Origin of the sequence: Vibrio sp. 10N.237.312.B06 (assembly GCF_041464685.1) — a bacterium.
GTDB classification, from domain to species: domain Bacteria; phylum Pseudomonadota; class Gammaproteobacteria; order Enterobacterales; family Vibrionaceae; genus Vibrio; species Vibrio tasmaniensis_A.
In genome coordinates this window covers 101,298-123,101 of record NZ_JBFSPI010000003.1, presented here as the reverse complement: position 1 = coordinate 123,101, position 21,804 = coordinate 101,298, and the positions used below count along the sequence as shown (strand labels likewise).

21 protein-coding genes and 1 pseudogene are annotated in these 21,804 nt (G+C 43.7%); 10 read left to right on the top strand and 12 right to left on the bottom strand.

What is annotated here, in order from left to right; genetic code table 11:
• Together AB6C75_RS01675 and AB6C75_RS01670 are read left to right on the top strand one after the other, a co-directional pair.
• Window positions 1–2,085: an alkyl/aryl-sulfatase gene (locus AB6C75_RS01675; protein ID WP_372106575.1), complete on the top strand. Its 2,085-nt coding sequence runs from the start codon at window positions 1–3 to the stop codon at window positions 2,083–2,085.
• A gap of 281 nt (window positions 2,086–2,366) precedes the next feature.
• The gene (locus AB6C75_RS01670) at window positions 2,367–3,176 is read left to right on the top strand and encodes an SDR family NAD(P)-dependent oxidoreductase (RefSeq protein WP_032499754.1); all 810 of its coding nucleotides are present in this window, start codon (window positions 2,367–2,369) and stop codon (window positions 3,174–3,176) included.
• Window positions 3,177–3,238: 62 nt separating this feature from the next.
• Here AB6C75_RS01670 and AB6C75_RS01665 read toward each other — a convergent pair whose 3' ends face one another.
• Window positions 3,239–3,829, bottom strand: coding sequence for a TetR family transcriptional regulator (locus AB6C75_RS01665; protein WP_372106573.1), 591 nt, complete (start codon window positions 3,827–3,829; stop codon window positions 3,239–3,241).
• 120 nt (window positions 3,830–3,949) lie between these two features.
• Between AB6C75_RS01665 and AB6C75_RS01660 the strand changes: the two genes are divergently transcribed.
• Together AB6C75_RS01660 and AB6C75_RS01655 are read left to right on the top strand one after the other, a co-directional pair.
• Window positions 3,950–4,837, top strand: coding sequence for a DMT family transporter (locus AB6C75_RS01660; RefSeq protein WP_372106572.1), 888 nt, complete (start codon window positions 3,950–3,952; stop codon window positions 4,835–4,837).
• A 25-nt stretch (window positions 4,838–4,862) separates the two neighbouring features.
• Window positions 4,863–5,264 (top strand): SAM-dependent methyltransferase, encoded by a 402-nt coding sequence (locus AB6C75_RS01655; protein ID WP_122046107.1) that lies wholly within the window; start codon window positions 4,863–4,865, stop codon window positions 5,262–5,264.
• Between the two features lie 57 nt (window positions 5,265–5,321).
• On the opposite strand, the gene AB6C75_RS01650 is transcribed toward AB6C75_RS01655, so the two are convergent.
• Both AB6C75_RS01650 and AB6C75_RS01645 read right to left on the bottom strand, forming a co-directional pair.
• Complete coding sequence (locus AB6C75_RS01650; protein ID WP_372106570.1) at window positions 5,322–6,023, bottom strand: biotin/lipoate A/B protein ligase family protein; 702 nt, start codon at window positions 6,021–6,023, stop codon at window positions 5,322–5,324.
• 127 nt (window positions 6,024–6,150) lie between these two features.
• On the bottom strand, window positions 6,151–6,807 hold the full coding sequence (locus AB6C75_RS01645) for a hypothetical protein (RefSeq protein ID WP_372106568.1): 657 nt from the start codon (window positions 6,805–6,807) through the stop codon (window positions 6,151–6,153).
• A 60-nt stretch (window positions 6,808–6,867) separates the two neighbouring features.
• On the opposite strand from AB6C75_RS01645, the pseudogene AB6C75_RS01640 reads away from it, so the two are divergent.
• The 4 genes and pseudogenes from AB6C75_RS01640 to AB6C75_RS01625 all read left to right on the top strand — a co-directional run.
• Window positions 6,868–7,065 (top strand): annotated as a pseudogene (locus AB6C75_RS01640) (IS110 family transposase); the annotation flags it as partial.
• A gap of 136 nt (window positions 7,066–7,201) precedes the next feature.
• Entirely contained in the window at window positions 7,202–8,101 is a 900-nt protein-coding gene (locus tag AB6C75_RS01635; RefSeq protein ID WP_372106566.1) for a homocysteine S-methyltransferase family protein, read from the top strand.
• 113 nt (window positions 8,102–8,214) lie between these two features.
• The gene (locus AB6C75_RS01630) at window positions 8,215–9,225 is read left to right on the top strand and encodes a Gfo/Idh/MocA family protein (protein ID WP_372106564.1); all 1,011 of its coding nucleotides are present in this window, start codon (window positions 8,215–8,217) and stop codon (window positions 9,223–9,225) included.
• A gap of 10 nt (window positions 9,226–9,235) precedes the next feature.
• Complete coding sequence (locus AB6C75_RS01625; protein WP_372106563.1) at window positions 9,236–10,744, top strand: SgrR family transcriptional regulator; 1,509 nt, start codon at window positions 9,236–9,238, stop codon at window positions 10,742–10,744.
• On the opposite strand, the gene AB6C75_RS01620 is transcribed toward AB6C75_RS01625, so the two are convergent.
• Together AB6C75_RS01620 and AB6C75_RS01615 are read right to left on the bottom strand one after the other, a co-directional pair.
• Window positions 10,745–12,196 carry a glutathione synthase gene (locus AB6C75_RS01620; RefSeq protein ID WP_372106561.1) on the bottom strand — a complete coding sequence of 484 codons (1,452 nt, stop codon included), beginning with the start codon at window positions 12,194–12,196 and terminating at the stop codon, window positions 10,745–10,747.
• A 136-nt stretch (window positions 12,197–12,332) separates the two neighbouring features.
• Window positions 12,333–13,268 carry a LysR substrate-binding domain-containing protein gene (locus tag AB6C75_RS01615; RefSeq protein WP_102556068.1) on the bottom strand — a complete coding sequence of 312 codons (936 nt, stop codon included), beginning with the start codon at window positions 13,266–13,268 and terminating at the stop codon, window positions 12,333–12,335.
• Window positions 13,269–13,388: 120 nt separating this feature from the next.
• Here AB6C75_RS01615 and add point away from each other — a divergent pair, with 120 nt between their 5' ends.
• Both add and AB6C75_RS01605 read left to right on the top strand, forming a co-directional pair.
• Complete coding sequence (add, locus tag AB6C75_RS01610; protein WP_269335235.1) at window positions 13,389–14,387, top strand: adenosine deaminase; 999 nt, start codon at window positions 13,389–13,391, stop codon at window positions 14,385–14,387.
• A 133-nt stretch (window positions 14,388–14,520) separates the two neighbouring features.
• Window positions 14,521–15,096, top strand: coding sequence for a sugar O-acetyltransferase (locus tag AB6C75_RS01605; RefSeq protein WP_372106559.1), 576 nt, complete (start codon window positions 14,521–14,523; stop codon window positions 15,094–15,096).
• Window positions 15,097–15,304: 208 nt separating this feature from the next.
• Here the strand turns inward: AB6C75_RS01605 and AB6C75_RS01600 are convergent, their stop codons facing one another.
• The 7 genes from AB6C75_RS01600 to AB6C75_RS01570 form a co-directional block, all read right to left on the bottom strand.
• Entirely contained in the window at window positions 15,305–15,925 is a 621-nt protein-coding gene (locus AB6C75_RS01600) for an HAD family hydrolase (protein WP_372064842.1), read from the bottom strand.
• A 229-nt stretch (window positions 15,926–16,154) separates the two neighbouring features.
• Window positions 16,155–17,579: an aspartate kinase gene (locus AB6C75_RS01595; protein ID WP_372106557.1), complete on the bottom strand. Its 1,425-nt coding sequence runs from the start codon at window positions 17,577–17,579 to the stop codon at window positions 16,155–16,157.
• A 79-nt stretch (window positions 17,580–17,658) separates the two neighbouring features.
• Entirely contained in the window at window positions 17,659–18,045 is a 387-nt protein-coding gene (locus AB6C75_RS01590) for an ectoine synthase (protein ID WP_009845969.1), read from the bottom strand.
• Window positions 18,046–18,058: 13 nt separating this feature from the next.
• Entirely contained in the window at window positions 18,059–19,324 is a 1,266-nt protein-coding gene (gene ectB / locus AB6C75_RS01585) for a diaminobutyrate--2-oxoglutarate transaminase (protein ID WP_009845970.1), read from the bottom strand.
• A 35-nt stretch (window positions 19,325–19,359) separates the two neighbouring features.
• Window positions 19,360–19,893: a diaminobutyrate acetyltransferase gene (gene ectA, locus AB6C75_RS01580; protein ID WP_009845971.1), complete on the bottom strand. Its 534-nt coding sequence runs from the start codon at window positions 19,891–19,893 to the stop codon at window positions 19,360–19,362.
• Window positions 19,894–20,362: 469 nt separating this feature from the next.
• Complete coding sequence (locus AB6C75_RS01575) at window positions 20,363–20,623, bottom strand: DUF5062 family protein (protein ID WP_009845972.1); 261 nt, start codon at window positions 20,621–20,623, stop codon at window positions 20,363–20,365.
• 230 nt (window positions 20,624–20,853) lie between these two features.
• Window positions 20,854–21,510, bottom strand: coding sequence for a Qnr family pentapeptide repeat protein (locus AB6C75_RS01570; protein WP_012600074.1), 657 nt, complete (start codon window positions 21,508–21,510; stop codon window positions 20,854–20,856).
• Window positions 21,511–21,804: the final 294 nt, after the last annotated feature.

Genomic DNA, 21,804 nt, shown 5'->3' with positions numbered 1-21,804 from the left:
ATAACTCTTTACCATGCTGTTCAAAAAACACTCACGAAAGATCAACACGCCCTAGCAATCTCTCTTGCGTTCCCAGCTGTTGCAGCTAACCATGACCACGCGCACTTTAGCGAAATCGGCGATCAGGGTGGCAAAGACGCGACCGAGATGACGAAGAAAGCAAACCAAGAATTCGCGAAAACGCTTAACTTCGAAGACACTCGCGCGTTCGACAATAACAACAAAGGGTTGATTGCGAGCTTCGATCAAGAAACTGGCGATATTATTCGTAACAGCTTCAACTTCATCGACCCTAGCGTGAACAATGCCGACCAAGCGCCCGATTCAGTGAACCCTTCGCTTTGGCGTCAAGCCGTGCTGAACCAAGCTGCTGAAGGTTTGTACGAAGTTGTCCCGGGCAAAGTGTATCAAGTACGTGGTGCCGATTTAGCGTCTATTTCTTTCATCCGCAGTGACAATGGTTGGATTGCTTACGACGTTCTTCTCACAAAGGAATCAGCAGCTAAGTCATTAAAGTTCTTTAAGAACAACGTGCCTGATGGCGACGACTTACCTATCGTAGCGATGATTTACTCACACTCACACGCCGATCACTTTGGCGGTGCACGAGCAATCAAAGAAGCCTACCCAGACGTAAAAGTGTACGGTTCAAAAAACATCACGAAAGAAATCGTCGACGAAAACGTACTGGCAGGTAATGCGATGTCTCGTCGTACCGCTTATCAATATGGCGCAACACTGAATCGTCATGAGCACGGTATTGTGGATGCGGCACTCGCGAAAGGCTTGTCGACAGGCACCATCACTTACGTATTGCCGGATTACGAACTTAACCATAACGAAGAAATTGAAACGCTGGTTATCGACGGCCTAGAAATGCAATTCATGGATGCATCAGGCACTGAAGCGGCATCAGAAATGGTGACCTACATTCCGAGCATGAAGGCACTTTGGACTGGTGAGCTAACGTACCAAGGCATGCACAACCTCTACACATTACGCGGTGCAAAAGTACGTGATGGCTTGAAGTGGTCTAAGAAAATCAACGAGATGTTGGTCACTTGGGGTGAAGATACCGAGGTGCTATTTGCCTCTCACTCATCGCCAATTTGGGGCGAACAAGAAATCTCTGACTACCTAAAAATGCAGCGTGACGCTTACGGTTTCACTCATAACCAAACACTTCGCCTAGCGAACAATGGTGTTGTTCTGCAAGACATTGGCGATGAGATCTACAAAGTCATGCCAGACAGCATTCAACAGTCTTGGCACACTAATGGTTACCACGGTACTTACTCGCATAACGCTCGTGCGGTGTACAACATGTACCTTGGTTACTTCGACATGAACCCAGCCAATCTGAACCCGCTACAAATTCACCCAGAGTCGGTTAAGTTTGTTGAATACATGGGTGGCAGTGACGCGGTGATTGAGAAAGCGCAGCAAGATTTCCAAGAAGGTGAATATCGCTTCGTTGCAACGGCACTGAACAAGGTTGTCCAAGCGGAACCTGAGAACAAAAAAGCGCGTGGTTTACTGGCCGATACTTATGAACAGCTAGGCTACCAATCAGAAGGCGCAGGGTGGAGGAACATCTATCTAACAGGTGCTCAAGAACTGCGTATCGGCACACAACCGGGTGCACCAAAAACGGCTTCTCCGGATGTATTGGCGAACATGACCATCGAAAACTTGCTGGATTACTTAGCGGTAAAAGTGGATTCATTGAAGGCGCAAGACACACCGTTTACCATGAATATCCAATTACCTGATGTGAAAGAGTTCTACTACGTAGAGATGTCGAATGGCAACCTGAACAACATTCAAGTAGCAGAACTGCAAGATGCGGATACAACACTGATCACCAATAAGTCTGACGTGTCTGATATCGTGCTTAAGAAAACAAGCCTTGGAAAACTGTTAGAAGACGGCCAAGCGGGCGTGAAAGGAGACAAAACATCGTTGAACAAATTGCTGTCTTCATTGACTGAAGCGGATACCTCTTTTGAGATTGTTCCTCGCCCAAACAAAGGCGAAGAAGTCGACGCTGAGTTGTACCAAGATTCACACGAGCACGCTCACTAAGCAGCTCTTAGGTAAAATAATTACAACGTCAAACTGGCCTAAATAGGCTGAAACAAGGCTAATACGACCAAGCCTCAACCATTAAACTGGTTGAGGCTTTTTTGATTTGAACTTTATTCGATATCAAGAAAATAAAATGAAAAACCACACCCTTGTTTCACGGTTTCTCAATAGCAATACACATCCGTACTTTCTATATCTCAGCATGTGAAGTAGTAGAAACTTTGTGCAATCAAACTTTGTTATAAAAGTTGTCCGGACTCTTTATTCAAGGAAGGAAGATGCGAAAAAAGATCATGATTACAGGTGCGACAGATGGTATCGGTTTAGAGACCGCGAAAATGTTAGCCCAACAAGGGCATCACATCCTTATACATGGACGTAACCCAACAAAACTCAGCAAAGTAGAAACCGGCCTTTCTCGATTATCCAAGGATGCGATTATCGAAAGTTATGTTGCTGATCTCTCTTCTCTTTCTGAAGTTAAAGCCCTCGCCAACCAAATAAAGTCGAAGCATGAACAGCTCGATGTACTCATTAACAATGCTGGTGTCTACAAGGTTTCGGAAGTCACCACCTCAGACAACCTTGATGTACGTTTTGTTGTGAACACCATTGCCCCTTATTTACTGACTCAAAAGCTGCTACCACTTTTTGATGCCAACGGTCGCATCGTCAATCTATCTTCAGCCGCTCAGTCATCGGTCGATCTCGAGGCACTTGTCAGCCCAAATCCTGACGCTTTAGATGGCCCCATCTACGCACAAAGTAAGTTGGCGTTAACGATGTGGTCAATCCATCTTGCGCACCAATTAAGAGATCAAGGGCCTCTAATCATTCCCGTTAATCCGGCCTCATTTCTTGGCAGTAAATTGGTTAAAGATGCGTATGGTTTGGAAGGTAATGACTTAGGGATTGGCGCTGATATCTTATGCCGAGCGGCACTATCGGAAGAGTTTTCTAACGCTTCTGGGAAGTATTTTGATAATGACTCAGGGCTATTTAAAGACCCTCATGCTGATGCATTAAATACGGAGAAAAATCAGAAGCTGGTGACGACTCTTGACCAGTTACTTGCAAAAAAGCTCTAGCTAATGCCACGCTCACTACTCAGATACAATGAGTGCTCCGTATTTAGGAGCACTCCATAACATCAATCTGTATTCAGCGCAGCCAACAAAAACTCCGTACTTACGCGAGCATGTTGCTCAATATCTTGTAGGTTTGGTTTTGGCATCCCCATCAACACGCCGCTTCTCAAGCTTAATAGCATTCCCGTCCAAAGAGTAACCTTAGTGGCGACATCTTCGGCATCAAACCTATCCTTGAAAAACTGAGCGAGTGCAATATCGGTTTCGTTTTCACCTACCCACATAAAGCTTTCCAAGATAGCGGGAGACTTACCGTTTTCTGCAATCAATAGCTTCAACGTAGCGATATGTTCGTCCGACAAATGAAACGCCAAAAAGGCCGTAGCGAACCCATACAATGCCTGATAATTATCAGAGATTTTTAACTGCTCGACAGAAAGCTCATCAAACTGAGCCCCCATTTGTCTTAACGTCGCTCCAAACAACACATCTTTAGAAGAGAAGTAACGATAAAGCGTTTGCTTCGTCATTTTCGCTTCACTAGCGACTCGGTCCATGCTGGTTTGCACATAGCCTTCCGCGAGGAATATCTCCTTCGCCGCTTTTAAAATCGCGAGTCGTTTCTTCTCTTTGTTCTGCTCAATCTTGCTCATTACTTCATCCCCCCCCAAAACAGAGATCATACTTTAAAGTATGATTTGTATTGACTCAACTAATTTTTAAAATCATACTTGCTAGTATGATTTATTGTTGACAGATAATTGGATAGAGAAATGACGACAATGAACCTCCCTAAAACTGAAGCAAGAAATACTCGAACCCTCGGCTTTACCCTCGCGATCGCAGGTGCTGTATTAATGAGTATTGACCCCATCTTTATTCGTTATGCGGGTGTCAGCGGGTTTGATACGGCCTTCTTGTTCGGCTTATTCAGCGCAATTTCGATGCCTATTTTGCTTAAATTCAACGACAAACGCGGAATACGAAAGGCAGTAGCACAAAGCGGTTGGCCATTGTTGGCGGCGGGTATTCTTATGCTCGGCAGCGCATCAGGTTTGGTTTTCAGCATCAAAATGACTTCAATCGCTAATACCTTTGTGATCCTCAGTGCAGCCCCTGCGGTTGCCGCCATTTTCAGCTGGTTAATATTGAAAGAAGCCACCAGCCGTTCGACCTTAATTGCCATTGTCGCTGTGATGATTGGTATTACGATAGTCGTTTCAGGGTCATTTTCTTCTGGCAACTGGATGGGTGATGCGTTGGCCGTGTTCGCAGTTATCTGCCTATCGATGATGTTTACCTTGCTGCGTAAATATCAAGACGTCAGCCGATTGGCGAGTGTTGGCTTAGGTGGCTTGTTACTCGCAGTTGTGATGTTTTTCTTCGCAACACCATCAAGCTATAGCGCTGAAACGTGGTTAATCATGGGCATGATGGGCTTGTTTACAGCCCCTGTTGGACGAGTGTTATCTATGGTCGCAACACGCCACATTACCGCGCCAGAGGTATCAATGACTCTGATGTTAGAAACCGTGTTAGCGCCAGTTTGGGCGTTTATCTTCTTCACCGAGATCCCGCCAACGACCAGTATTATTGGTGGTGTGGTGATCTTGATTACGATCTTCATCTACACCTTAGTGACTATGAAAAATGATGACTAATTAAAGAATTAAATAGGAGCTAAACATGTCTGAAGAACTGAAATTTATTGGCCGAATTACTACGCCGTACCACTCGATTTCAGAGTGTCCGAATAACATCCAACCGGACAACGGCCCAATCTGTGAAATCATCTTAGACGACGTTTACCAGCAAGGCTTGCTCGGCTTAAACCGTGGCGACTACATATTGATCTTGTATTGGTTAGAAGGCGCCAAACGAGATGAATTGATCCAAAGCTGGAATGAAGAAACGCCGACCAATGGCACCTTTGCACTGCGTTCACCACACAGGCCAAACCCAATTGGTACTGCCGTGCTACCGATTGAAAAAATAGAGAATGGCACAGTGACCGTGAGAGGCTTGGACTGCTTGAACAACACACCACTGTTGGATATCAAGCCTGCGATCTATAAAGAGAAAGGATAAGCGAGAAATTGCTCGTCCTAAACCAAGAGCGAGCTGTGCGTTAGCGAAAGGAAGACATTACGCATACTTGATGAAAGCTTGGCTTAACCGCTGAAAGAGTGAGTCTACGTTGGGAAGGCTCGTCAAATGCGCGGACAAGGGAGTATGAACCTGCGCATCCACTACGGTTGGATTCCCGCAAACTTGATTATAAAAATTCACTGGCGCAACGATGTTCTCTAAGTCGGCATCTAACAAGATACAAGCTTGCGAAAGTACAATTTGGCCGCCCCCTTTTTTAAGCAATACGCGCTGCGCAGTACCCACTATTTTTTGTTTATTGATATTGAGGTTGTAGTCACCGTCACAATAAGAACCGGGGGTTGCGTGTACATCCACATCGATGCCCAGTTCCTTAAAAAACAGGGTTAATACATCGCATAAATGTCGATACGCTTTTTGGATATTGTAGGCTTCATCGCGAGGCCAATGGTAAATGTGCGATAGGTTAATGATCCCCGGTAGTTGAGGAACGGGAGCGCCACCTGTTTTTCGTGAGGTGAGCTGCCAGCCTTGTGCCGTAAGTTGCTTTCTAGACTCTAGTGTCACAGGCCACTTTTTACCCGCAGGCAAAACGAGTGTCGGCGTTTTTGCTTGCCAAAGCATTAAGGCTTGCACAATCTCACCCGCCTGTATTTGCTGCAATAACTCAGCTTCTTTTTCAAACGCACGATCAACATCAATGTGCGGGTAACGTACGAGTTTATTCGTTAACTTCAATGCACTTTTCCTCTACAGATTGTGGTGACCTACCATTTAACGTTCTGCAATGGTTGATGACATATGGGACTATGTGAGATGAAAACAGCACCAAAATTTAATGATTGACACTATACTTATTATTCAATTAATCCCACTCCACCTCAGAACCAAACAAACAACAAAGAAACAATGCACCTTCGTCGTTTAAGTAGTAGTTAGGAGTAGATGAACCAGCTAATGTCGGTACAGATACGATTACAAGCCCATGGGACGCTAAAGCATGGCCTACCGCCTTAGCTACCAGCCTTTCATTCTGCTCTTTAAGTAATTTCAGCTGATAAGAGTTCAAGCTATTAACTGCCGATGAAAATTGCATAAAGTGTTCATAACTCACAGATCCTCGTACGTAAGCAGAGAAAACCACTCCTATTAATGATGGCTTTTCAATATCACCTGATGCGTTCAGTAACAGCAATAAGTTATCGTTAACTTTAGTTTGGTGAACAGAGTCTTCAGATAATTTTTGAAAAAACTCTTCCCTTTCAACTTTAGATACTTCATCGAGGTGAAATATGAATTTTTGTAGCTTTTTAATGAAATAATAATCGCTAATGCTATATCCTAAGTTTTTGAGCTTTACTACCAACCCCAGTAGAGGAATGTTTCCGAGCAACTCATCACTAATCTGTGTATCCAAAAAAGCTTCAGTTAAATCTAAAGCAGCATCAACACCATCTTTTTTATTGATTGTTTTAATTAGCTCATTACCCACATTTTCCTCCAATAGCATAGCGAATGACATGGATTCCCCCTACCGAGGATCTGCCACACTTATGTGGTACTCAAATGCATCGGAGGCACCATGTCTGATTATTCTTATTTCTACGGTATCGACCTAGCTAAAAACCACTTTAGTCTTCATGCCATAGACCAAAATGGTAAAGTCTAACGTCATAAGTCAGTAACCCGCTCTAAACTACTGACTACAATAGCAAATATGCTACTCATGCGTATAGGTATTGATGCGTGTGGTGGTACACATTATTGGGAAAGGGTAATCTAAATTATGCCGTGGCTATCTCCCTGACAGTCCGACACCTTTTCTCGATAACACACAGTCTTGATAGCTTCTGTCTGACAAGGTTGTCTGATATGGTGGCGGCAGAACTTCAGCAATTGTTTAGATAGTATTGAATATGAAAACACTAACCATACTTGATGGCGGCATGGGCCGAGAACTCAAAGAAATTGGCGCGCCATTTTCTCAACCGCTTTGGAGTGCTCAAGCGCTGATTGAAGCACCCGAATTTGTCAGCCAAGCGCATCAAAACTTTGTCGATGCAGGTGCTGAAATCCTGATCACCAATAGCTACGCGTGTGTGCCTTTTCATTTGGGTGAAGAGCTGTTCAAACAACGAGGCTTTGAACTCGCTGCACTATCTGGCGAACTGGCTAAAGCAGTTGCTGACAATGCTTCTCACACAGTGGAAGTGGCGGGCGCGATTCCACCGCCATTTGGCAGCTACCGACCAGACTTATTTAAGGTCGAAGAGGCAGCGCCAATCATTCAAACGCTTTACGATGCCCAAGACCCAAACATCGACCTTTGGATAGCAGAAACCATTTGTAGCCTGCAAGAATTCGATTCCATCTATTCGGTACTTAAGCAGTCAGATAAGCCGTGTTACTACGCATTCAGTTTGGAAGACACCAAGGGCGACGCTGCCAATATTCGTTCTGGTGAAAGCGTAACAAACGCGATCAAACTTGCCTGCCAATCAAACGCGACTGGCATAATGTTTAACTGCTCCGTGCCTGAAGTGATGGATCAAGCCATTATCGATGCTAAGAAAGTGATTGGTGAGCTAGGTAGTGATTTAGAAATTGGTGTCTACGCCAATAACTTTGCACCGATCAGTAGCGAACATGAAGCTAATGATATGCTTCAAGAGATACGTGAACTGAATGGCCAAGGTTATTTAGTTTACGCAAAACGCTGGCACGCATTGGGTGCGAATATTGTCGGTGGTTGCTGCGGTATTGGGCCAAAACACATTCAAGCTTTAGCCGATTGGAAACGCTCCACACAGAGCTGATCCAGAGCTTCAACTAGAATAAAATAAATAGAGAACAGGTTGAGAAATCTGTTCTCTATTTGTATGTGGCGTCTCTGAGTACACTGAGACAAAACAACGATTTGGAGCAACTGATGAGCGACACGCAACGCAAAATTAAATGGGGCATCGCAGGGCTAGGCAATATCGCCAATCGATTCGCAACCGCTGTCACAGAACACTGTCTGCATGGTGAACTGTATGCCGTTGCCGCCAGAGATCACTCCCGCGCAGCCACGTTCGCCAACAAGTTTGGTTGCGACAAGGCTTATGGCTCTTATGAAGAGATGGCGAATGACCCAAGTGTTGAAGCGGTTTACATCGCTACGGTTCACCCATACCACCAGCCACTCGCCGAACTGTTTCTAAAGAACAATAAGCACGTATTGGTCGAGAAGCCCGCTTTCACCAATCTTGATGATTGGCTGGAGATGAAAGCTCTCGCAAATCAAAATGGTGTGATGTTGCTAGAAGCAATGAAAACCGTGGTGTTTCCCGCGTATCGTGAGATCCAATCGTTCTTGGTCGACAACAACATTCAAATAGATTCAATCGAAGCTAGCTTTGGTAACCATCACGACTATGAGCCCGATTTGTTTATCTTCAATCCGGATTTGTCAGGCGGAGCAACGCTCGATGTTGGGGTCTATGGGCTTTGGTTCTTCTACGATTTATGTCGAACACTGGGTGTGACCCCTTCAAAACCCCAGGTAAAGATGTCGTGTCTGTATGAGGGGGCAAATGTTGATACCGATGCGTGCTTTACCTTCTCTGGTGATATGAACGGTAAGATATCGGCATCAACAGTGCAAAACCTTCCCCGATCAGCACACTTGAGTGGGCCTGATACTAAGATCACCATTCACGAAAAATGGTGGAATCCAGCCTTTATTGAGATTGAACATCAAGGGCAAAAGTCGACCATCAACTGCCGAGTGACGGGGAATGGGTTCGAATTTGAAATCGACCATTTTTCAGGATTGGTGCTTCAAGATAAAACTGAGTCGGATATCCTAAGCTCAGAGATAACCTCTCGAGTTCTCGATACGATGGAAAAAGCACTGATTGACTCTGGCTATCCACATTTAACTCAACCTCGTCGTTAGGAAAAGAAAATTGGGCAACCTTAAGCGCAAGCTTGAACTGTATGAAAAGATATTTCAGGCTTTTGGGCCTGGAGTATCGTATTGTCAGGTCAACCAACTGGCTACACTGCTGCATGTGAGTGAACGTCATGTTCAGACCTTAATAAAAGCGATGACAGCACAAGGTTGGATTGAGTGGCAAGCCAGCTCAGGCCGAAGTAAGAAAGCACAGCTGACGTGTCTGGTTGAGCCCATAGAGGCGTGTTACCAATATGCACAAACCCAAGCTGACGCAGGCAACATAGAACAGGTGTTTGGCACCTTAAGCTTCAACGGCCGCAATGCTGGCGCTGAGTTACAAGCCTTTCTAAGCAGCACCAATCCGTCGGCGCAGAATATCGCGTATATCCCGTTTCACCGAGAGCTCGAGGCTCTTCACCCTCAACGAGTACTTAGACGCACCGAACGCTTCCTAGTGATGCAAGTTTGCCAACGCCTTACCACCGTTCAGCACGGCAAACTCAGCGGCGATTTAGCTTATCATTGGCAGCCTAATCTAGATGCGACACAGTGGCACTTTCAGATTCGTAATGGTGTTCAGTTTCATAACGGAAGAACACTCGAACCTCAAGACATAGCGCGCAACCTTAATTCACTCTGCCAAAGCAAAATATGGCGTCGCTGTTATCAGCATATTGATGAGGTCTCTGCCTCGGCAGGTAATGTGGTTGTCGTGAAATTGAATCAACCTGATTGGCATTTACCGCGCTTACTTTCCAGAGTTGAAGCCTCCGTATTTGATCCCTCATCACCGACTGATAGGCTGATTGGATCTGGCGCGTTCTCATTAGACATCTTCTCAAGCAAGATGTTGAGATTAAGCCGTAATAGCGCGTATTCACACAGCACGCCGATTCTCAATCGAGTCGAGTTGTGGGTCTATCCAGAATGGGCACAGAGCAAAGCCTGCGCTCAAAATCAGGTGTGCGTGAAACTGCCCGAAAAAACCACCAGCGTGAGTGGCGATGACCATACACCTCAACAGGATTTTGGCTCAACCTTCTTTAAGATTCAAAACCCAGCGTTGTTCAAAACAGATCGTGAGTTCACCGTTGAAGACACCTCTGAATGCCAAACCCTTTTCGAGCAGTTGTCAGTGTCTGGCGCCCACAAAACCAGCGTGGAATATGGTCACTACCTAACTACCAAAGACGTCGCGCTGTGCAGCATTATTGATGAGAATGACACCTTCACTTCGTGGTTAAGCTTCTTCAGTCGCTTCCCGTTTAAGGACTTAGCGCTGCCTGCTGAGATGCTAGAGAAAATCGAACAAGGCTTAGCCTCAATAAGAAACCAGCCCAACGTTAAGTTAGCGATGAATAAACTGTTGGAACTCAAGCATTGGTTGAATGACTCTGGGGTTGTGGTTGAGCTCAAGCAAGAGGCGTTCAACTTAGAGGTTTCAGAAAAGATACACGGCGCGCAAGTGAATGGTTTCGGTTGGTGCGAACTCGATCAGTTGTGGATTAACCATTTGTAACTAATCAATCAACACTAACGAATCTAGAATGCCTTTGCCGCTGTGGATTCCACCTTCGTTTTCGCTGGCGGGTTTGCTGCGGATTAAGTAACCCGCGTAACCTTCCAGTTCGGTCACTGGCTTACCTTGGTAGTAAGCGGTAAATAGGCCGACTTCGCTGACTAAATCTGTCACTAGCGTTTGTTGAGTGTCACGCACCGCAATGGTTGGTACGTCACGTTCGTGTGGATACAAGCGCTGCATCAATGCCCATGCGTCGTACTCTTCTGGCTTAAGTTGGCTCAGTTGTTCGCTAATGTCGTCACCAAAGACACAGTGACCACCGCCCTCACCTTGGTTTTTCAGCACCCACTCTTGCTTATCAGTTTGTGTGTTAAACCAATCAATCGACTCACTGGTGATTGGCTTCATGTCTGCTAAAACACTCTTCACCAATTCGGCTTCTTCTAGCGTTAAACCCCAACGTGCGTATTCTGATGCTGGCATCATGGTCAGCAGCATTTGCATGGTTTTACTGGTCGCTAATTGTTGGCTGATGGTCGCGTTCATTGCGACATGGTGTTGCTCCATAAACACGCGCGTTTGGCTTAGTGTATGACAACAAACCGATTCGTTGAGTTCTGGTGCCCAGTAGTCTGAATACTGATAGCCAGCTCTTAGGTAGACCACATCGACAGCGCCGACATCTTGCAATAACAAACGTTGGTTATCACCCGATGAAAGCTGACAGCTCAGTTGTTCAAAAGTGCGACGAACCGTACGTACACCCTGCTTTTGCAGTTCAATTTCGAGTAGGTGTTGGTCGTAAACATTGTCTTCATTCTTTTGTACTACCATCAAGAATGTTGGCTTATCTGAATCATTAAAGTCAGCTCGCACTTTTCTTGCTGAAGTCGCAATACCATAAGCCAACTGCGTTAAGCCTTGGTTTTCAGCAGGAGTTGCAGACTTATCTTCAAGCCAGCTCTGATAAGTCTCAGGCCATTGATTTTGCATGTAATCATGGAACTCTGTGGCCTTTTGCCCAAACGGAGCCATACCTGCAGCAATGCCATTAAACTCGATCACTTTCGCGCCATGTTGGCGATCGTCCATGAAGTCAGTACGCATTAATAACAACGGTTGGCGAGCAGGATTCAAGCGTTCATCCGCACTGCCATGCGCTTGTTGATGCAACTCCATCAAACGGCCAAAAAACGGATCAGCTTTGGCCATATCACTCAGTGATGACTGCAAGAAATCATGATCTTCGGAAACATTGCTGATTAACTTGGTGATAAGCGGTGTTACCTTCAACAAGTGTTCATACACCTCACGCTCCATAGTCATAGGAGCAATGCTGAAAGGGCAATGCCTAGCGGTATTATCTGACTGGCGAAACGCAACACCGTGCATGATCGCCCACTCACACGCGTCTTCAATAATTTGTTGTGGCAACCGTGGAATTGTCATCTCTCATCTTCCAAATAAAAATAGCACCCAGAATAAGACGAAGCTTAATTCCAAAAGACGAAATAAAACTGGATTATTTATCAAACAACTACGTTTGTCTTATTTTTCAATATCTTGAATAAATTATATATCTCAACTATCGAGTCTGCTCGATGATCAGGTCGCGCAACCATTTGTGGCTAGGTTCTGAATCGAAGTATTTATGCCACAACAGGAACAAGCCTCCCGGCACCAAATCAACCGGGACAGGCTTCATCACCAACTCTCCGCTATCAATGTAATCGCGTACCGAGTTGTATGGGTAACACATAAGTAAATCACTCTGCTTACACAGCTTAATGGCACTGGTGATGTCTGAAACATTAGCGGCTTTGTTGATTTCAAGCTGCTTTGAGTTAAGCACTTCCATCAATAACCAGTCACCCGCTCCACCCGTCACCAACTGTATGTGTCGATACTTCAAGAAAGTGTCGAGGTTCCACTCTTCCAGCAAGGCCGGGTGGTCATTTCGCATCAAACACACCGAGTAATCCAAGCACAGTTCCACGTAATCCAACTCGTCAGGGATACACTGGACATGGGTAGAAGCGCGCTCATCTAGCTCAAAGATACCGATACCAAAATCCACCTCACGTTTCAGTAAGCGCTTGAAGCTGTCGCTGCTCCACGTTGAACTGTTGATGGTGATATGAGGCGCATCTGCAAGTGCTGTCGGCATAAAATGCGGGTAAATCGCCGTGTACGCCGTTTCGACAAGGTCTATAGTAAAGGTACGCTCACTGTCTTTGGGGTCGAAGACTTCGGGAACAGTCAGCTTTTCGATCTGCAGTAGAATTTGGTGGATCTTAGGTGCTAACGCTAGTGCTTTGGGTGTTGGGAATAGACCCTTTGATTCACGCTCAAACAGCGGATCATCAAACAAAGCTCTGAGCTTAGTGAGCTGTTTACTTACCGCAGACTGGCTCAAAAAGAGTCGATCAGCCGCTTTGCTCACACTTCGTTCTTCAATCAGAACGTGCAAGCAAAGCAGCAAATTCATATCGCATTTAAGTAAGCTTTTAACATCTACCATGATATTCCCTAAATTCAGGTTAATGATGATTAATTGTCACTTTAAATCATATCATTGTCTTGGTAAATTTAGCGCATGTGAGTTAAAACACTCAAAGAATAATAGAATTAAGGAATACTCATGGATTTTCTAGCACTACCAAAGATTGATTTACACTGCCACCTAGACGGAAGTGTTCGCCCAGATACGATTATTGACCTAGCAAAACAGTACAATATCGAACTACCTGAAGATCGCGACGCGGTTGTTCAATCTCTAACGGTGCCAGAAGATTGCAAAAACCTAGATGAGTATCTGGCTTGTTTCAGCCTGCCACTGCAAGTAATGCAGACTGAAGAAGCGATTGAACGTATCTCTTTCGAGCTTTACGAAGACGCTGCACTAGAAAACGTTAAGTACCTAGAAGTTCGCTTCGCACCAATCCTGCACGTAAATAAAGGTCTGTCTCTTGATACGATCATTGCAAGTGCAGTAAAAGGCATGAAGCGCGCTGAAGAGAAATACGACATCAAAGGCAACTACATCATGTCTGTACTTCGTATGTTCCCTAAAGATTCTATCAAAGACGTAATCGACGCAGGCCAACCCTACCTAGGTAAAGGTGTTGTGGCGTTTGATATCGCAGGCGGTGAAAAGCCAGGCTTCTGTGCTGAATTCCCTGAATACACGCAATACGCTCTTGAAAAAGGCTACCGCATTACCGTGCATGCTGGCGAGCAATGGCATGGTCAAAACGTTTACGATGCAGTGACAATGCTTGACGCTGAACGCATCGGCCACGGTGTTCACATCCAAGGTAACGAAGACGCATACAACATCGTTAAAGAGAAGCAAGTTGCGCTTGAAACTTGCCCAACAAGTAACGTTCAAACTAAATGTATTCACCAATTCAGCGATCACCCAATTGCTGAATTCAAAAAAGATGGCATCGTTGTAACGATCAACACAGACAACCGCACTGTGTCGAACACAACCATGACCAACGAAGTGAAGCGTGTGTGTGAAACATTCGACCTAACACAAGAAGATTACGCTGAAATCTACAAGTACTCAGTCGACAGCGCTTTCGCTTCAGACGAAGTGAAACAGCACCTAATGGGTTTCGTTGAGCAAATCTAATTTAAGCAATCTTGATTGCTAACTACAAAAACAGGAAGAGAAAGGCTGAGGCTTTTCTCTTTTTTTATGCCTGAAAATCGCTAATCTTGCAGTATTCGTCATTTATACCGAGACTCTCGGAAAGCGGGCAAGCATGAGTAATAAAAACGATAAAACTGAACTAGAAAAAATGCTATCTGGACAAGTGTATGATGGTGCAGATCAAGAAATTGATACCATGCGTGCCAATGCTAGAAAGTCGCTAATGGCTTTCAACAACTACCAAGATCCAGACCAGCAACACACATTGCAAGAGCAGCTATTTGGTAAGGTTGGTAGCAGCAGCTTAATCCAGCCCCCTTTTCATTGTGAGTTTGGCAAAACCATCGAGATTGGCGACGATACCTTCATTAATATGAACGTAGTAATGCTAGATGGTGCGAACATCAAGATCGGTAACAATGTTTTAATTGGACCAAGTGCGCAATTCTATACGCCATCACACTCCCTTGATTATCGTAGCCGCCGTAAATGGGAAACCTTCTGTTTACCAATAACAATCGAAGATGATGTGTGGGTTGGCGGAAACTCAGTCATCAACCAAGGCGTGACAATTGGGGCTCGTTCAGTGATTGCTGCGAACTCTGTGGTCAACAGCGATGTACCGCCAGACTGCTTATACGGTGGTACACCAGCGAAGTTGATTCGACACCTGAATACTGAACAATAAAGCTAAATAGAAGAATAAAACGTATCAGTAGAATAAAGCTACTTAGAACAACGAATACAAAAAGAGGCGATGTTCACATGAAACATCACCTCTTTTTAACCGATTCATTTTCTCTTTTATCAATATTTTCTACTTAGCTTTTCTACCTAGACTATCCGCATAGAGAAACCTGACTAAATATAGATAATTTGAGCACTTCGCTACATGATCACGTCAATTCGACGCCAAAAGCACGTAGTGCGTTCTCGCATTGCACAGCATCACTAAACTGGATACCGGCCATACCTACAGCCTTTGCCCCTTCAACGTTAGAGGGCATATCATCAATGAACACCGTATCTGAAGCATCAAGACCATGCTGGGACAGTAGAGCATGATAAATTTCAGCTTGAGGTTTGAGCATGCCCAACTCTGCCGATACCGTTGCACCATCAAACAGTGGCCAAAACTCGTAGGTGGCTTTTAGGTACTCAACAATCTCAACCACGTTATCGGTTAACGCATACACGGCATAGCCTGCTCGTTTTACTTGCTTGATGAGGTCAATAGAACCGTACAGTAAGATCTGCGTTTGCTTTACGTAGTAGAACAGGCGATCGCACTCTAATGAAGATAAATCTAACTCTTGTTGGTAGCGAAGTTTGGCTTCATTTTCGGTTAAGAACCCTTTGTTCAAATCCAACCAAATCGTACTTTGGAAAATTGAACGCGCTTGGGTTTCCAGATCATCAAGTTCCCCGAAAGTCAGGCGAGTAATTTCTAGCGGTGACCAACGTACAATCACATTGCCGACGTCAAATACCACATTTTTTATTTGATGAGTACTCATACCTTGCTCCTGAATTATTCGCGTGAAATAACAACAACACCGACATTAAATGCCGCACCTTAAAGTTCATAACCTTGTTTTACAAAATAAGGACTGAAATCACAATATGTCATCGAGCAGGTACGAAAAAGGCCATCATAAAAATGGCCTTTACACAGAATTTTTTGCAGCCTCAACCCTACAGATCAAACGTTCAGTTAGTCGATGGGATGGGCTAACCGCTCTATATTTAAGCAGCATTCACTGATGATGTGACCTTTTGCTTTTGTTCAAAAAACTCTTCATGTAATGCACAAATGGCCTCTTGATACTTATCGTCGCTCACAACAAATTGTACATTCACGTTTCTCATCGACGAATGTAACGCAATGGGCGTAACACTATTGCTCATCAAAGCCAATACGCCATTCGCTAGCGTTTTATTGGTGTCAATTTGAGAGCCAATCGCCGAAATGATAGCGACCATACGTCCCGAAATAGATGCTTTCGGATATCGCTTCTCTGCCTTATAAAACACCTTATTTAAACTTTCTGAACTGCCGCCTAGATAATACGTAATAGAGTTAGCATTCATCTCTTTTCCGATAAGGTTAACTCTCGCATCCGCGATAATTTCCATTAGTTCATAACTGACGTTATCAGCCTTACCGACCATCCCCTGATCAAATACATGCAATGCATATACTTTCTGCTTTCCGGCAATAATCTCTATCTGATTGGTGTCTGGGCGGTAATCTGAAGAAATCAGTGTACCTTCATGCTCTGGCTCAAAAGTGTTCTTTATTTGTAGTTCGATTCCACTCTCGCGCAACCCTGCTGCGGCATTAGAATGAATAGCTTCCATACCAAGGTTTGCTAACTGATCGGCAACATCATAATTAGTCGCTCCAATTGGTTTAACTGAGCTAACCCCAACGACTTTTGGATCGGCCGAACTAAAGTGATACTCCTTATGAATAATAGCCAGTGATGCCTTGGTCCTAGTCGCGATACGGCTAAACGTCATCTCACTGTAACCACGATCATAAGTATGCATCAAACCTTCTTTACAATAGGCATAACCCGTCACTATAGGTAGCTCTTCAGCCACATTTATGTCTGAAAAAGCGTCTCTGATGGTATCGTCCAAACTCTGAGGAGTCTTGTTATCCCAACCAGAAAGGTCAACAAAGGTTGAATTAATACCAATATTTTTCAATTTAAGAGCCGTATTGTACGCACTATGTGACTCGCCAATTGAAGAGAGAAACTCGCGGATCTGAGGCAAGTAATGCCTCAATGAAAACTGACCGTATTGACACGTTTCAAGGATATTTGTAATACAGTTCTTCGCTTCTGAAATACGCGACCGGATGAACTTATCAGCACGCGCACGATTCATAGGATCTGCAAAAATATGCTCGTTGATCAACAACATACGGCTTTCAATGTAAGATAACGCTTCTTCCCAAGAATCATCACGCATTGCGATCAATTGATAAACACCTGGCTTGCCTGTTTTTTTGCACTCCAAAAGTGCATCTGTCATCCCGCTATAAGCTGACACAACAAAAATTCGATTGTACGGATTTTTCGGGCGGAGAATAATATTGTCGAGCACAGCATCAAATGCTGTCATGGATGTACCGCCGATTTTTTCTACGGTAAATGTCATAAAAGACCTTAGTTATAGAGAAGCAATAAAGACTAGATAAATGGAAATTGGGGTGAGATTTCACCCCAGAAAAAGTCGGTTAATCAACCAGAGGATAAACGCCGTTTTCATCGTGAACTTCAGCGCCAGTAATTGGCGGATTGAATACACACGCCATAACCATTTCTTTGTTTTTATACGCACGTAAATAGTGTTCATCGTGCTTATCAAGGATATAAAGCGTCCCAGGTTTGATGGGATAAGTCTCACCACCAACCACTTCAATTTCGCCTTCACCACTCATGCAATATACTGATTCTAAATGGTTTTGGTAATGAATATGTGTTTCCGTCGCTTCATAAATTGTCGTGATATGAAATGAAAAACCCATGTTGTCATCTTTCAACAACATGCGAGTACTTTCCCAATTATCCGAAACAATACGTCTTTCGCTATTACGACATTCATCAAGTGTTCTAACAATCATTTTACTGTCCCTATTACGATACTTTCTTGAAATACTTAGTTGCTACAATTTCTACTGAATCTTCGAAGATGGTTAAACCTTGCATCAGTTCCGATTCAGATATCGTCAGTGGGCAAAAGAACTTCACTATTTCATCGTTAGGGCCAGCTGTTTCAATGACCATACCGTTTTCAAAACACGTTTTGGCAATTTCGTCAGCCGTGTTTCCATCTTTACATTCAATGCCAATCATCATTCCACGTCCCTTGCGTTGAACGAATAGCTCTGGGAAACGCTTGATATTGCGTTGAATGACATCATCAACCATGCTTGAGCTACGTTGAATATGATTTTCAAAATCATCATTTGACCAATACATTTCTAACGCTTTCGTAGCGGTAACGAACGCATGGTTATTACCACGGAAGGTGCCGTTGTGTTCTCCCGGCTGCCATTTGTCTAATTCAGGCTTTAATAAAACGACGGCCATCGGTAAGCCATAACCACTTATCGACTTAGACAGAGTGACTATATCTGGCTTGATACCTGAAGGTTCAAAGCTAAAGAACGTACCCGTTCGACCACAACCCGCTTGGATATCATCGACAATGACTAAGATATCGTGAGCTTTACAAATTTTACTCAAACGCTGTAACCACTCATTTGAAGCGACATTCAATCCACCTTCACCTTGAACCGTTTCCAATAAGACGGCTGCTGGCTTATCCATACCGGCAGAATTATCAGCTAACATCGTTTCGAACAATTTTAATCCATCAATGCCAGCGTAACCCTCAAATGGCAAACGCGTAACGTTGTTAAGGTTTGAGCCCGCACCTTGTCTATGATGTTGGTTACCCGTAGCAGCCAGTGCACCTGCAGTACAACCATGAAAACCATTGGTAAACGCTACAATGCTACTTCGGCCTTTCACTTTTTTAGCCAATTTAATCGCGGCTTCAACGGCATTAGTTCCTGTTGGGCCTGTAAATTGAACTTTATAATTGAGATCTCTTGGTTCTAGAATTAAGCGAGTAAGCGCTTCTAAAAATTCAGCTTTGGCTTCTGAATGCATATCTAAACCGTGCGTAATCCCATCCATTTCAATGTAATCAAGCAAGGCTTGCTTAAGTATTGGATTGTTGTGACCGTAATTGAGAGATCCTGCTCCAGCAAGAAAATCGATGTAACGATCACCTTGTTTCGTTTCAAGCCAGCAACCTTTTGATTTACTAAAAGTAACTGGAAAACTATTCGAGTATGAACGTACGTTAGATTCCTGCTTTTTAAAAATATCCATGATAATGCCGTTATTTAATTCCTATAAGTGTTTGATTATTTAAGGAGGATTCGATAGAGGTATTCGGTATCGTGCTGCCCGTTAAAGTGAAGATTTTCATCTAAGAAAGTAGTCACTTTCCCGGTGTTACCGTTTTTTTCGTCCAGCTTTTTGAACAATGCCCAAGACGCTTGGTTTGATTCAGTGATAGTCGTTTCTATCGCTTCAATGCTCTTTAGGCCCTCTCGTTTAAGTAAGGTGTTCAGCATCTTGTAGGCTAAAGCATTGCCTCTAAACTTAGGCGCCACCGCCACTTGCCAAATAAAGAGAACATTGGGCTCACTGGGTTTTTGGTAACTAGAAATAAAGCCAGCAAGGTCACCTTCATGCTCCACTAAAATACAAGTTTTACTAAAGTGAGTAGACTGCAAGAAATTGCAATATGAAGAGTTAGTATCTAATGGAGGGCACTCTGAAATTAATTGATAAATGTTGTTGCCATCCGAAACTTCTGGCTCACGAAAATTCCATTTTTCAATCATCTTTTCTACAACCTCTGGATACAATATCCAAGGCGCTGATGTAATCATACCGAGACATTTCCTTTGAACTCTAATTAAATTCCTTTTAATTATGAGCATTTCCCACACACAAAGATCAACACATTAGTGCTAAAAAACAAATTTTAGCGACACAGATCACACTTAAACAAGTATTGTATGTATTAAATAATACTTTGAGTTCTAATGTATTTATTGGGTCGGTATAAAATTGAGTATCTTGAAGGGAATAGACGAAAGGAAATCGTTAGTGCAATTCATAAAATACAGCGTTCAAGTGCCTGAGTAGGAAGGATAGGAATCAGCAAAAATATCGACGACTCCAATACTGAATAAGGTAAACAGTGACGCTCTAAAAAGAGATGGCTTAGGCTCTAATATTGAAACGCAGATACCTAAAACAAAAAAACCTAGCGTGAGATAGCTAGGTTTTTCAAGTAAACATAAATTGGCTATAAATCAAAAGAAACAAATTCGAATCACTTGAGTTAATCGCGAATTACTTCAGGGGATCATTATCAGGCAGAGCCTTGTGTATCCATAATGCTAAACGCTTCTTAATATTCGCGCCATCAAGCTTACTTTCAGGTAAAGGCGTGATCTGATTAACTCCAACAAGAAACAAGTACACAGCCTTAACTTTTATAGGTTGAGATGAGTGTGGCAAATCAAAGCCTTGTAACTTTGCCATTTTAGAACCGACTTCCAGAGCTTTCTTGAGCAATTTATCTTCATTAATGATCTTCGCGGTTTTCGACATATCATCTCCATCATCTTAATCGAATGAACACTGAGTATATCAAACCGAAAGACTCACAAGATTACTTCGCTCTCAGTTTGAGGAGTCGCTTTGATAAATTGCAGGTTACGGACTCCAAATACGGAAAGCCCAAAGTTATTAGCTTTGAGCTTTTCTTCTAACTGCTGTGGTTGATTACACCGAGTGATACGACAACCGAGTTTTACAGCGTGATATGCAGAATTGGAAAATCAATCAGGCATCACAACAATACCCATGGTTTCAAGCAACTGCTCTTGTTGCCAAGCAACAATCTTAATCCCTGTCGTATCCACTTTGCGAGGGTCTAACCCTTCTAATTCCGCATGACACAAGTTAGCCCCTTGCATACTGAATTGCCCCCATACATCTTCGGAGAACACGCCTCGGCTGAGATCAGACTCTTTCAGTGACGCACCGCCAAGGTAAGTCCCTATCCAGCGGTTTTCAAACAACTCACACTTTTCCAAGCAGGCCTGCTCCAAGTTGGCGTATGACAGGTTACAGCCCGTAATATACGCAGAGCAAAAGTACATCCTATTACTTACTTGATTGGCAAAGTTAGCACGAGTAAAATTCGCTCCTTTTAAGTCGCATTCACGCAGCTCAATCCCATAGCAATTCGCATTACTAAAGTTCGCCATCGCCAACTGGCAATTCTGGAAACTTGCGTCTCGTAAATCGGCAATATCAAAGTGGCATCCCTCAATATCGCCTTGTTCAATAAACTTACAGTTAATAAACGTTGCATCACGTAAGTTCGAACGTCTGAAATCACAACGGATAAACGTACAGGCCGTAAATGTAAGCTCTGATAGATCTTGCTGAGCAAAACTGTGCTGATGATAAGTACTGTTATTGGTGTCCATTTAGCCCCCTAAAGAAATCAAGCTAAGACTACCATTGTGATCTTAAGAAAACATCAAATTAAAAACCAACAAAAACAGCAACTTAAAACACCCTAGTTTGGCCATTTTAAGGCACCAAACGAGCCATTTAAGGTTGTTATTTTCGTTTTATGGCATGCGCTTATCTTGAAAAAAGTTTTGTCGCTTAGAGGTGGGGGAGATTAGAAGTGGGGAGATTAGACACAACGAGAAGATCATCATATGTCAGCATAAACTTGATGCCATAGCCTATATAGATACCTTCGCTTAATACTT

Excerpts from the sequence above, each read along its gene's own strand:
- AB6C75_RS01605 (WP_372106559.1), top strand. The coding sequence starts at position 14,521 with ATGAGTAATAAAAACGATAAAACTGAACTAGAAAAAATGCTATCTGGA.
- AB6C75_RS01630 (WP_372106564.1), top strand. The coding sequence starts at position 8,215 with ATGAGCGACACGCAACGCAAAATTAAATGGGGCATCGCAGGGCTAGGC.
- AB6C75_RS01570 (WP_012600074.1), bottom strand. The coding sequence starts at position 21,510 with ATGGACACCAATAACAGTACTTATCATCAGCACAGTTTTGCTCAGCAA.
- AB6C75_RS01665 (WP_372106573.1), bottom strand. The coding sequence starts at position 3,829 with ATGAGCAAGATTGAGCAGAACAAAGAGAAGAAACGACTCGCGATTTTA.
- ectB (WP_009845970.1), bottom strand. The coding sequence starts at position 19,324 with ATGGATATTTTTAAAAAGCAGGAATCTAACGTACGTTCATACTCGAAT.
- AB6C75_RS01575 (WP_009845972.1), bottom strand. The coding sequence starts at position 20,623 with ATGTCGAAAACCGCGAAGATCATTAATGAAGATAAATTGCTCAAGAAA.
- AB6C75_RS01590 (WP_009845969.1), bottom strand. The coding sequence starts at position 18,045 with ATGATTGTTAGAACACTTGATGAATGTCGTAATAGCGAAAGACGTATT.
- AB6C75_RS01635 (WP_372106566.1), top strand. The coding sequence starts at position 7,202 with ATGAAAACACTAACCATACTTGATGGCGGCATGGGCCGAGAACTCAAA.
- AB6C75_RS01615 (WP_102556068.1), bottom strand. The coding sequence starts at position 13,268 with ATGGTAGATGTTAAAAGCTTACTTAAATGCGATATGAATTTGCTGCTT.
- AB6C75_RS01660 (WP_372106572.1), top strand. The coding sequence starts at position 3,950 with ATGACGACAATGAACCTCCCTAAAACTGAAGCAAGAAATACTCGAACC.
- AB6C75_RS01595 (WP_372106557.1), bottom strand. The coding sequence starts at position 17,579 with ATGACATTTACCGTAGAAAAAATCGGCGGTACATCCATGACAGCATTT.
- AB6C75_RS01655 (WP_122046107.1), top strand. The coding sequence starts at position 4,863 with ATGTCTGAAGAACTGAAATTTATTGGCCGAATTACTACGCCGTACCAC.
- AB6C75_RS01600 (WP_372064842.1), bottom strand. The coding sequence starts at position 15,925 with ATGAGTACTCATCAAATAAAAAATGTGGTATTTGACGTCGGCAATGTG.
- AB6C75_RS01670 (WP_032499754.1), top strand. The coding sequence starts at position 2,367 with ATGCGAAAAAAGATCATGATTACAGGTGCGACAGATGGTATCGGTTTA.
- AB6C75_RS01645 (WP_372106568.1), bottom strand. The coding sequence starts at position 6,807 with ATGTCATTCGCTATGCTATTGGAGGAAAATGTGGGTAATGAGCTAATT.
- ectA (WP_009845971.1), bottom strand. The coding sequence starts at position 19,893 with ATGATTACATCAGCGCCTTGGATATTGTATCCAGAGGTTGTAGAAAAG.
- AB6C75_RS01620 (WP_372106561.1), bottom strand. The coding sequence starts at position 12,196 with ATGACAATTCCACGGTTGCCACAACAAATTATTGAAGACGCGTGTGAG.
- add (WP_269335235.1), top strand. The coding sequence starts at position 13,389 with ATGGATTTTCTAGCACTACCAAAGATTGATTTACACTGCCACCTAGAC.